At 63.6% G+C, this 11,502-nt stretch carries 10 protein-coding genes; 6 read left to right on the top strand and 4 right to left on the bottom strand.

Going from position 1 to position 11,502, the window contains the following annotated elements:
* The 3 genes from hypD to QZY07_RS21595 form a co-directional block, all read right to left on the bottom strand.
* The coding region (gene hypD / locus QZY07_RS21585) for a hydrogenase formation protein HypD (protein ID WP_295407261.1) at window positions 1-1,124 on the bottom strand (1,124 nt) is incomplete at its 3' end.
* A complete protein-coding gene (locus tag QZY07_RS21590; RefSeq protein ID WP_295407264.1) occupies window positions 1,121-1,399 on the bottom strand; it encodes a HypC/HybG/HupF family hydrogenase formation chaperone in 279 nt (92 codons plus the stop codon). The genes hypD and QZY07_RS21590, both read right to left, overlap by 4 nt.
* A 271-nt stretch (window positions 1,400-1,670) precedes the next feature.
* Entirely contained in the window at window positions 1,671-2,867 is a 1,197-nt protein-coding gene (locus QZY07_RS21595; protein WP_295407267.1) for a nickel-dependent hydrogenase large subunit, read from the bottom strand.
* A 136-nt stretch (window positions 2,868-3,003) separates the two neighbouring features.
* On the opposite strand from QZY07_RS21595, the gene QZY07_RS21600 reads away from it, so the two are divergent.
* Complete coding sequence (locus tag QZY07_RS21600) at window positions 3,004-3,606, top strand: methyltransferase (protein ID WP_295407270.1); 603 nt, start codon at window positions 3,004-3,006, stop codon at window positions 3,604-3,606.
* 18 nt (window positions 3,607-3,624) lie between these two features.
* Here QZY07_RS21600 and QZY07_RS21605 read toward each other — a convergent pair whose 3' ends face one another.
* Window positions 3,625-4,191 carry a tetratricopeptide repeat protein gene (locus QZY07_RS21605; protein ID WP_295407274.1) on the bottom strand — a complete coding sequence of 189 codons (567 nt, stop codon included), beginning with the start codon at window positions 4,189-4,191 and terminating at the stop codon, window positions 3,625-3,627.
* An 816-nt stretch (window positions 4,192-5,007) separates the two neighbouring features.
* Between QZY07_RS21605 and QZY07_RS21610 the strand changes: the two genes are divergently transcribed.
* From QZY07_RS21610 to QZY07_RS21630, 5 genes are read left to right on the top strand one after another with little or no spacing between them, the layout of a single operon-like run.
* Complete coding sequence (locus tag QZY07_RS21610; protein ID WP_295407277.1) at window positions 5,008-5,724, top strand: response regulator; 717 nt, start codon at window positions 5,008-5,010, stop codon at window positions 5,722-5,724.
* Window positions 5,721-7,601 (top strand): redoxin domain-containing protein, encoded by a 1,881-nt coding sequence (locus tag QZY07_RS21615; protein ID WP_295407279.1) that lies wholly within the window; start codon window positions 5,721-5,723, stop codon window positions 7,599-7,601. Before QZY07_RS21610 ends, QZY07_RS21615 begins: the two co-directional genes overlap by 4 nt.
* A 33-nt stretch (window positions 7,602-7,634) precedes the next feature.
* Complete coding sequence (locus QZY07_RS21620) at window positions 7,635-10,097, top strand: ATP-binding protein (protein WP_295407282.1); 2,463 nt, start codon at window positions 7,635-7,637, stop codon at window positions 10,095-10,097.
* Complete coding sequence (locus QZY07_RS21625; protein WP_295407284.1) at window positions 10,094-10,975, top strand: response regulator; 882 nt, start codon at window positions 10,094-10,096, stop codon at window positions 10,973-10,975. Before QZY07_RS21620 ends, QZY07_RS21625 begins: the two co-directional genes overlap by 4 nt.
* 8 nt (window positions 10,976-10,983) lie before the next feature.
* Entirely contained in the window at window positions 10,984-11,319 is a 336-nt protein-coding gene (locus tag QZY07_RS21630) for a metalloregulator ArsR/SmtB family transcription factor (protein ID WP_295407287.1), read from the top strand.
* The last annotated feature ends 183 nt before the right edge of the window (window positions 11,320-11,502 follow it).

Raw genomic sequence — 11,502 nt, forward strand, 5'->3', positions numbered from 1 at the left:
CGCGACGCCGGCGCTTCCCTGAACCGCCCGTAGCTCCAGTAGGCCGCGCAGGCGCCTTCGGACGAGACCATGCAGGAACCCATGGGATTGTCCGGAATGCAGACCGTGCCGAAGAGTTTGCAGTCGGTGGGCTGCTTGACGCCGCGCAGGATGGCGGGACATTCGCAACCCTTGACCTCGCGGGATTCGCCGAGCGTGACCGGAAAGCGCCGTTCCGCGTCCAGATCGGCATAGTCGTCGGCTAGTTCCAGCGCGCTCTGGGGCAGAAAACCGAGCCCGCGCCATTCAAAGCGCTCGCGCGTCTTGAAGACCTCCGCCATCAGCGCCTGCGCTTTCCGGTTTCCTTCCGCGGAGACTGCGCGGGTGTATTGGTTTTCCACCTCGCGGCGGCCGCTGTTGAGCTGACGCACCAGCATCAAGGCCGACTGCATGACATCCAGCGGCTCGAAGCCGGCAATCACCACCGGCAGACCGTATTCGCGAGGCACGAATTCATAGGGTCGGCTGCCGATCAGGGTACTGACATGAGACGGACCCAGGATGCCATCGAGTTGCACCCCATCCGGGCCGGCCGTGGCCAGGATGGTGCGCAGCGCCGAAGGGGTGAGGACGTGATTGCAGAAGACCGAGAAATTCCGGAGCCCCTCGGCCCGCGCGACCTTGATGGCGACCGCGGTCGGCGGCGTGGTGGTCTCGAAGCCGATCGCGAAAAAGACGACCTGGCGCGTCGGGTTGTCGCGCGCGATGCGCAGGACATCCTGGGTGGAATAGACCATGCGGATGTCCGCGCCCTCCGCCTTGGTCTTGAGCAGACTCCGGCGCTCGCTGGCCGGGACGCGCATCAGATCGCCATAGGTGCAGAGGATCACGCCATGCTGGACCGCCAGCGCGATGGCATGGTCGATGCGACTCATCGGCAGCACGCAGACCGGACAGCCAGGCCCATGGATGAAGCGCAAGTTGGGCGGCATCAGGTGCTGGACGCCATAGCGGAAGATGGCGTGCGTGTGTCCGCCACAGAACTCCATCAGCCGATACTCGCGGGAGGGATCGGCCTCGGCGGCGATGGCGGACGCCAGTCGGCGCGCCAATCCAGGGTCGCGGAATTCGTCGATGTATTTCATGCCTGATGCCCCGTGGGAGGCTCGCTCGCCAGGGTTGCTGCGTCCTGCATCTCATCGAACAGGCCGATCTCCTCAAGCAGCTTCAGGGTGTATTCCGCCTCCTCCTCGCTGAGTTTGTTCAGGGCATAGCCTACATGCACCAATACGTAATCGCCGATGGCCGCGTCATCGATCAAGGCCAGCGAAATTTCCTTGGTGACGGCGCCGATGGCGACCAGCGCGTTCTCCCCTACCGCGTCGATCTGGGTAATTCTGGCTGGAATGGCTAGGCACATGGGACAAACCTCGGAATGGATTGAGCGGTAGAGTGTGAAGGTGATTTCCTGAAAACAATCGACCACAGAGAAGCTGTTAATGGACAGGATTAACACGATTTCGCAGGATGAACAGGATAGAAGCCATTGTTTTTAATCCTGTCAATCTTGAAAAATCCTGTGAATCCTGTCCATTTGAGCATTGATTCTGGTAGAGACGTTCCCGGAAATCGCCTAAAGAGGTGCGGGCGATCCGCGCGAAACCCGACCCCGATTGCGCCATTCTTCCGCGTCAGGCACGGGGTCCGGACAGCGCCAGAGCGAACGCGACGCAGGGATCGGTGGCCATGATCAGGAGTTCGGCCTGCCGTCTCAAGACGTCGTCCGCGGCATCCGGCAAGGCCGCGAGACTGAGCGCCAGGATGCCCCGCGGATGAAAATTCCATTCCGTCGGCGCCAGGATGCGGTACGACGTCACCCGCTCCCGCTCCACTCGCGCCAGATGCACCAGGAGCCCGCGGGCCGCGTCGGCACGGCCGATTCCGATCCCCGCCGCCGCCATCATCGGTGCGGGCGGGAGGATCGGCTCAGGTGTCTCAGTCGCCAGTTCACGGCGGGCCTCCGCGAGCAGCAGCGCGACTTCCAGAAGTTGCGCCGCCAGACGCGACAGCAGCCCGCGACCATGGCGGTCGGTCAGATCCCGAATCAGCCCGCAACCGGCGCGACGGGTAAAGGGGCTGGTCTCCCGAGCGCCGCCCTCCCAGGTGGGACGGGCGAGAAAATCCGCGCCCTCGGGAGCGTCGATCAGGGCGATCAGATCCGCGTCCCGGAGTTCCGGCAAGCCGGTCACGTCCGCCTGACCGAGCGCCGCTTCGTCGGCGTCGATCAGCCCGCGCAGCAATCGGGCCGCGCAGGTGTCGACCGTCTCCAGCCAGCGGTCGAAACCCCCGCCATCGTGCACCTCGTCCAGCCAGCGGGCGGGGTGCGCTCCGAACACCTGCCGCGCGAGCAGGTCGTCGAGGTCGGCCAGCACGCGCGCCGCGCCGCGCCGATCCAGGGCGGCAGAACTGGCGCCGGGGCGAAACAGATCGCCCTCTGGATCGGACAGCCGGAACAGATCCTTGACCAGGGAGAGAATCTTCGCCATGGTCGCGCGATCCGGTGCCTCACCCAGCAAGCGCGGCCAATCGAGCAGGATGCGCCACAGATGTTCGCGGATGGTCTCGACCGACACCATTCGCTGGCGGCGCGCCACGACCGCTGGCGCGGGAAGCAGACCGCAGGCCCCCTCCAGCGACGCGACACAGGCAAACGCCTGGGCCTTGGCGCAAATGGAGTACAGCAGGGGCAAGAGGGCGGCGGTCGCCGCGGGCGCGCGACCGGCGAACCGATCCGCCGCCGTGACCGGTCGGGTCGAGGCGATCCGACAGGTCAGACCCCGCGAGGTCCGTTCCAACTGAATGTTGAGCGTGCCGGCCGGATCGGACATGCTGTACGCGAGGATTCTCTTCGGTGCGCGACGAACCGCCAGTGTAACCGATCGATCTCGCCTCAAACCCCAGACTTCGTCGGCTCATACGGCGGTCCCAACCTAACTCAAGACGTCTCGCAAGCACCCCTCAACCATGCTCACCTCCGAACAACTCGCCGGCCTGCGCCGGGACATTCAATTCAGCGCCGAACTGGGCGGACGCACCCTGACGCTTCAGAGTACCTGGGGGCTGTTTTCGCCCCGCGAACTCGATGAAGGGACGCGGCTGCTGCTGAGTCATCTACACGTCGAACCCAGCGACGACTGTCTGGATCTCGGCTGCGGCTATGGTCCGATCGGTCTGGCCCTAGCCACCCTGGCGCCCCAGGGTCGCACCCTGATGGTCGACAAGGATTTCGTCGCGGTCGATTACGCCCAGCGCAACGTCCGGCTCAACGGAATCGGCAATGCCGAGGCCCAGCTCAGCAACGGCTTCGACCAGATCGCGCCGGGGCGGGAGTTCGATCTGATCGCGAGCAACGTCCCGGCCAAGGTCGGCAAGGAGTTGCTGGCGATCCTGCTCCATGACGCCCAGGCCCGACTGCGGCCCGGCGGGCGACTCTATCTCGTCACCATCAACGGGCTGCGCCAGTACATGAAACGCAACCTGACCGAGGTCTTCGGCAATTACGACAAGCTCAAACAGGGGGCGCATTACACGGTCGCGCTCGCGCAGCGAGCGACAGACCGCGCTTGACCGATCGGCGGCTCTGCATCACTGCGTGGCCAGAATCTCCAGGAGCCGCACGGCCTCCTTCCCGATCTCGCTGTTGGGATCGAGGTCGCGGGCACGCTCCAGCGCCTCTTGTGCCTCGGCCCGGTTGCCGGTTTGCAGATTGACAAACCCGAACGTCAGCCAGGGCCGCTGCAGCGTGGGATCCTTGGTCACCGCCGCCCTCAAACTCGCGATTGCGCCCGCTTGATCGCCGGTGTATAGGAGAGCCAGACCGAGATCGTTGTGGGCCTCCGCGTCCTGGGGACTCAATTCGAGGATCCGCCGATACACCGCCACGGCCTCCGCGTAACGCTGTTCGACGAACAGCCGATCCGCCTGCTGGTGCAGAAGCGCAGGGCTGGTCTCGGCGATCGACGCCGGAATGGCGCTGCCGCCGACTTGCGAGCGCGCGCCGGGGGTTGCAGCGGGGCTGGACGGGCTTTGGGCCGCGACCGGGCGCGTGGGGTGACGTAAATAGTAATCGCGGGTCAGGGCGAAGACCGTAAAGCCGTAGAAAAACAGGAAGGCCGCGAACGCCAACCAGTACAGGGGGGAGAGTTTTGGCATGGGAGGAACGAGAAACGTGAAAAGTCGCTCGATCCTAGAAACCTGACCGGCCACTGTCAAACGCCAAACCGCATCCGGCATGGCAGGCATGGCGCCTCCCTCAACCGAGCTTGCCGTGCTGGCAAGCGATGGAGCATGAATCGATGAAGGACGGGGCAGGCGTCGCGGCGGATCTAAAAAATGGCCGCAACGGCAGGGTGTGTGGCTGCCGCGGCGACCCAATTGGCTTGCTGCCGAAAAAGGATGGCGTTGTTTCAATCCGCGCCCGGTTTGGCCGAACGACGCGGCACGGCAGAGGTGACCCCGCTCCCGTGGGCATGCTCCGGATGTTTCAACCGAAGGATGGCGTTAAGTGCGCCGAATCGGCCGCACTGTCATGAGGTTAGCCGGCGTATCGAGCGCCGGGTTAGCGCCTGGAAGAGCGGGCTCCACCGTTGCGGTTCACTAATGCGACCAGAAAGCCACCACAAAGGATGGCCACCGAGATACCGGTGATTGTCAGTGCGTCGAAGCTCATGCGTTCGTCTCCAGAGTCAATGGGTTATAAAAAAAGCTCCATGACCTACCGAGCGCCAGAACCTTCCCAGCAGTTTGGTCAAAGGTTACGGCCTGCAGGCATGAAATCTTGATTAAGCTTATCGGATCGGTATTAACAGAGTATTTCGGTATCTGCTAATATTGTATCAAATTGTTTCGGTCCAACCTAAACCCCACCCAGCGCGATCCGCGTCGTCTCGAACGCTTGTCTGGGCTGACAAAAACTCATGACCGCCGAAGCAGACGCGGTTTATCGCCTGTGCGGAGCGCTGTTTCGACATGCCTGAACACCCGATGCGAATCCTGGTCGTCGACGATGACGCCGGCTTGCGCGCCCTGTTGACCGATTATCTGGCCCGCGAAGGCTTCAGCGTTGGCGGTGCCGAGGATGGTCGCGCCATGGACGCCTGGCTGGCCGAGCACGAGACGGACCTGATCATTCTGGACTTGATGCTGCCCGGCGAGGACGGGCTGGCGATCGCCCGGCGTCTGCGCACCCAGGCCGATCTGCCGATCATCATGCTGTCGGCGCGCGGGGATGACGTGGATCGGATTGTCGGCCTGGAGGTTGGCGCCGACGACTATCTGGCCAAGCCATTCAATCCTCGGGAGTTGCTGGCGCGCATCCGCGCCGTCATGCGCCGCCGCGGACCGAGCGCGCCAGAGGAAGGCCCGGAAAGAGACGGCATCACCCACTTTGGCCCCTACCGGCTCGATCCGCTCCAGCATGAACTGCTTTGCCACCATCAGCCGGTCAGCCTGACCAGCGGCGAGTTCGATTTGTTGCTGGTTCTCGCCGAACATCCGGACCGGGTGTTGAGCCGCGATCGGTTATTGGATCTGTTGAAAGGTAACGAACGGGCGCCTTTCGACCGCAGCATCGATGTGCAAATTGCCCGGTTGCGGGCCAAGATCGAACCCGAGATCAAACAACCGCGCTACATCCGCACCATCTGGGGCAAGGGCTATATGTTTACGCCGATGGGAGACGCATGATCCGGCGGGGACGGCTCGTCCCGGCGACGCTCTTCGGGCGCGCGCTGCTCACGCTGATCCTGACCTTCGGGCTGTTCGCGCTGGTGACCTTTGGCGCGATCGTCTTTTACGCATTGACCCCCGTCGCCCAGCGTTCCGCCGCCGATCTGGCCAGCATCATGGTGCTGTCAGCCAGAACCTTACAACAGCTCCCGCCGAACCTGCAGGAGGATTACCGCACGCGCCTCGCCCGCGAATACCAGATCCGGCTCGCCGAGGAACGCCCCCTCGCGGACCAAACGCGCTATTTCTTTCCCTATCTGAGTCAGTTCAAGCGAGCACTTGCAGACCGCATCGGTCGACCGATCGAGGTCGTCACCAGCGTCGCCAACGGAGAACGCTGGTTCTGGGTGGCGCTGGACGTGGACGACGGCACGCTCTGGACCGGCTTCCCGCGCAGCCGCCTGGGCACCCGCCCATTGCAGGCGCTGACGATCGTCTTTGGCGCCGCGGTCCTCCTGATCCTCGGCACGGCGGCGATCCTGGCGGGACGCATCACCCAGCCGCTGCAACGGCTCTCCAAGGCCGCCGAACAGGTCGCGCAGGGATTTTCGCCCCATGCGCTGCCGGAGACGGGCCCTGCGGAACTGGCGAATCTAGCCCGTCAGTTCAACGAAACCAGCCGTCAGATCCGCGAACTGCTGGCCAATCGCACCCTGCTCCTGACCGGGGTCTCGCACGATCTGCGCACCCCTCTGACGCGCCTGCGACTGGCGGTCGAGATGCTGCCCGCCGGGGTCGCGCAGACACTGATTGCCCGCATGGAGCGCGACATCGAGGAGATGAACGCACTCATTACCCAGACCATCGAATTCGGCAAAAGCCTCGGGGCCGGACGACGCGAGGATGTCGACCTGGCCGCGCTGATCGAGGATCTGGTCGTCGGCCGACCCCGCATCGTCTGGCAGCGCGGCCCCGGCTGTCCCTATCATGTGGACGCGCTGGCCTTGCGGCGCATCCTTGGCAATCTGCTTGAAAATGCGCTCCGCTACAGCCATGAACGGGTGGAAGTCTTTCTGGACTGCCAAACGCCCCAACCCACGATCTTCGTTCTGGACCGCGGCCCCGGGATTCCGGACGCCGAGCGTGACGCGGTGCTCATGCCCTATTACCGCCTGGAAGCCTCGCGGAATCGCCAGACCGGCGGCAGCGGATTGGGTCTGGCGGTCGCGCATCAGTTGGCGCTGGCCAACCAAATGGAGTTGCGTTTGGGCGTGCGTCGCGGCGGCGGAACCATCGCGACGGTGAAACTGCCCGCCATCGACATGGGCGCGAACGCCGAGGCCAACGCCAAGGGAGTTGACGGCCAGGCCAGGGGTGCCTACATTCGCGTTCGACCACCCTTACCACCGGAGCATTCGACGATGCTGCACGCAGGCGACCAGGCCCCTCTCTTCGCATTACCCAATGCGGATATGGAGCGGGTCAACCTTGAGGATCTGATCGGCCGCCGACACGCCGTCCTCTATTTTTATCCTAAGGACGATACCCCTGGCTGCACCATGGAGGCGCTGGAATTCACGGATCTGCAAACGGAATTCGACCAGGCCGAGACCGAGGTCATCGGAATCAGCCGCGATTCCTGTACCAGTCACGGCGCCTTCCGGGACCAATACGGGCTGACCGTGCATCTGCTCTCCGACACCGATGGCGAGGCGTGCGAAGCCTATGGGGTCTGGCGCGAAAAAGAAGCCCACGGCGAAAAGCGCATGGGCATCGTGCGCTCGACCTTCATCGTCGACAAACAGGGCCTGATCCGTCATGCGCTCTACGATGTCAAGCCCAAGGGGCATGCCGCCGAGATCCTCCAACTCGCCCGGGCCTTGTCGGATGGATAGCGCGCCTCGCCATGCGTCGAGCCACCCCAACGCGTGAAGCTGCGCGCCTACATCCTGCTCTTCCTGCTCGTCTTCGGTCTGACGCCGCTGATTCTGGCGCTCCTGATCAATCTGCCGCTGGTGCTCGACCGCACCACGCTATTTTATCAACGGGCCTATCTCCAGAATCTGCGTGCCGATTTCCGCGACCTGGACCAGCATCTGGCCAGTCGACATGAAATGATCCGGCTGCTCTCCAAGCTGCCCGAGCCGGGGCTGATCCTGGGCGAGCAGGGCGACGCGGATCAGATCGACCTCTCGCGCGCGCGTTACACCACCTGGATCAATCAAATCTTTGCCGATCAGCGCGACGTCATCCAGATTCTCTTCGTCGGCGACGACGCGCAGGAGCGTTTCTGGTTGGTGCGCGACTCCCGAACTCAGGAATGGCGCCCGACCGCCAAGACGCCCCAGGCACCGAACCGGCAATTTCTCGCCGCCGGGCTGGAACTTCAGCCCGGCGGCGTGCTCGTCAGTCGCATCCGCATCGACCCGGCGGCCGGCGCGGACGACCCGCGCCAGCTCATGACCCTGAATCTGGTCAGTCCGATCGGCGGCGCGAAGGCCAAGGACGCGCGCGGCGCGGTCACGCTGACCCTCGATGTGGGCGGATTGGCCCAGTTTTACCGGGACACCCTCTGGGTCAACCAGGACGGCAGTTATCTGCGCCCCAACCAGCCCGCCAGCGGACAACCGGAGGCGTTCGAGACCTTTCCCGGACTGGCGAACATTTTCGCCGACGGCAAGCTCGCGCTCTGGAAAGGTTCGCAGGGTCGCCAGATGCTCTGGCTGCCCATGTTCCTGACCGAGGACGGACGGCCGCTCTGGGTCGGGCGGGAGGTCGATCCCTCGCCCATCGACGCCTTCCGGAACGAGCTGATGATCCGGGTGCTCTCGATCATCTTCCTGCTGGTGGTCGCTGTCCTGGTGCTGGCGCGCTGGATCGCCAGGCGCGCCGAGCACTTCGGCACAGAACTCACCGGGGGCATCGGCCATATCCTGCGCGACGGCCGTCCGCTGCGTTTCAGTTGGAGCGGACCGCGCGAGATTCACGAACTGGGCGAACAACTCACCACCCTGGCGGAAACCCACGCCGAACATCTGCGCACGGCCCAGGCCCATGCGCGCGAGCTGGAAAAATCCAACCGCTACAAATCGCAGTTCCTGACCAACGTCAGCCATGAACTGCGGACCCCGCTGAATTCGATCCTGCTGCTCTCCAAGATGCTGGCCGCCGAGACCGGCGGACTGAATGCCGGCCAGCGCCGCCAGGCCCAGGTGATCCACGAGGCGGGGCGCGATCTGCGCACCATGATCGACAACATTCTCGACATCTCCCAGATCGAGGCGGGGCATGTCAAGGTGGCCCTGGACTGGGTCGAGCTGCGGCCCATGCTGGCGGAACTGATCGAATTGGTCGCCCCCCTGCTGACCGGTAAGCCGGTCGAACTGACCCTGACGATCGACCCGCGCGCCGTGTCGCGTCTCTATACCGACCGCGACAAACTCCGGCAGATCCTCAAGAATTTTCTCTCGAACGCGGTCAAATTCACCGATCGCGGTCAGGTGGTGGTCATGGTCGAGGCACGCGCGGACGCGCGGCGGCCGGTGGCGATCAGCGTGGTGGACACCGGCATCGGCATTCCCCAGGACAAACAGTCCATCATCTTCGAAGCATTTCAGCAGGCCGACGGCTCCACCCGACGCCGCTACGGCGGCACCGGACTCGGGCTCTCCATCAGCCGCGAGCTGGCCGCCCTGCTTGGCGGACGCATCGACGTGGAAAGCGCGCCCGGCGCCGGCGCCCGCTTTTCGCTGCTGCTGCCGCTCTCGGCCGCCAACGGACAGGCGCCCGAGCCCGTCCTGACCCACGGCGAACCGCCGTCGGCGACCGCCGATGAGGTGATCTTCGAGCCGCGCGCCGAGATCGTCGCGGAATCCGGCATCCTCCCCGGCGACCCCTGGGTGCTGATCATCGAACGCGACGTCAAAACGCTGATTCAACTCGCCTCCGATCTCACGCGGCGCGGTCTGCGGGTCCAGACCGCCGCCGATCTCGACGAAGCATTGGAGACCCTGCAGGAAGAAGGCGAAGGCTGCGAACTGGTGCTGCTCGCCGCCCAGATGTCCGCCGCCAGCACCTGTGATACGATCCAGAGTCTGTTGCAACGCACACAAGGCCCGCATCCGGCGGTCGCCGTGCTGGGCGAACCGGGCACCGAGAGCCAGATCGAGGGTTGCCTGGGCGTGGGCGCGGTCGATTTTCTCTCCAAACCCATCGCTGCCGACCAACTCAGTCGGTTGCTCGCCGAGGTGTTCCCGGACCAGTGCGTCGCGAAGGCGCCTAGCGCGCCGCTCGTCACACGCACGGCCGCGGGATCGCCGGATGACCCACGCTCGGACTCGACCAACCAGCAGGCGCCCGCCAGGCGCGAATTCGTGGAGACGAACGGATGAATCGCTACGCCGGGTTCAAGCTCCTGATCGTCGATGACCATGCGCATAACCTCTTCACGCTGCGCACGCTGATCAAGACGCACATGGACGCTACGGTGCTGGAAGCCTCTTCCGGCCAGGAGGCGATTGACCTGACCCACCAGCACCCGGACATCGATCTCATTATCCTGGATGTCCAGATGCCCGAGATGGACGGCTTCCAGACCGCGTCCATGCTGAAATTGCGCAAACGCTCCCGCGACATCCCCATCATCTTTCTCACCGCGGCCTTCAAATCAGAGGAATTTCAGCAACGCGGGTTCGCGGTCGGGGCGGCGGATTATCTGCTCAAGCCGATCGAGGACAATCAGCTCATCAACAAGATCAGCACCTATTTTCGGCTGATCGAGAAGGAACGCGAACTCAACCGCAGCCTCGAACGTAAGGTCGAGGAACGGACCCTGGAACTGGCCGAGGCCCGCCAGTATCTAGAAAACATCATCACCCACATGGGCGAGGCCCTGCTGGTGCTGGCGTCGGACGGCACCATCAAGATGACGAATCCCGCAGCCTGCCGCATGCTGGGCTACCGTCGCGAGGATCTGCTCGGCATGCCGATCGGCGATGTCTTCGAGGAAGAAGGCGACGAAGCGGCCGGCGCCTTCATGGGAACCTGGCTGGAGGCACTGATCCGCACCGGTGCGCTCAGCAAGATCGAGGCGCGCCTGATCGCCAGCGATGGGCGGCGCGTCCCGATACTCTTTTCCCGGACCGCCGTCAAGGACGGCGCGGGAAACATCAGCGATATCATCTGTATCGCAAAGGACATGACCGGCTATGTGCGGGTTGAACAGGACGCGGAAACGGCAAAGCACCGAACCGCGCGCAAAGCTCTCTAGGAGGATGGATGATGATCGAACCAATGACCCAAGACTCGTCCGAGGACGAAAATACCACTCTGACCGCCAACGCACTCAAGGCCATGGCGCATCCGCTACGCTGGAAAATTCTCTGTTCGCTGGGAGACAACGAACTGTCGGTCGGCGAGATCGTCGAGCGCACCGGCACCTCTCAAAGCAATATCTCGCAGCATCTCGAACAGTTACGCAACAAGAACATCGTCGTCGCCCGCAAGGAGGCCAACCGCATCTATTATCGGATTCGCAACGGCCAACTGCTTGAATTAATTGGCATCATGCGCGAGGTGCTGTGTCCGGTCAATCTGGACGACCGGGCACATTAAACCGCTCGGTGGCAGTTGGCAGGTAACTTTCTAATTCCCTTGGGTGCGAAGGCACCCCGCACTCGTTATGTGTGACCGGTCGTGTACCGATCAACTCGGGAAGTCATTGATTGACATTTTCTTAGAGTCTGTCCAAGAAGTTCCGATTGAATTAGTTGGGGTTTCTTAACGGTGCACTGGCCA

The sequence above is a fragment of the uncultured Thiocystis sp. genome (assembly GCF_903866365.1).
In the GTDB taxonomy this organism is placed as follows: Bacteria; Pseudomonadota; Gammaproteobacteria; order Chromatiales; family Chromatiaceae; genus Chromatium.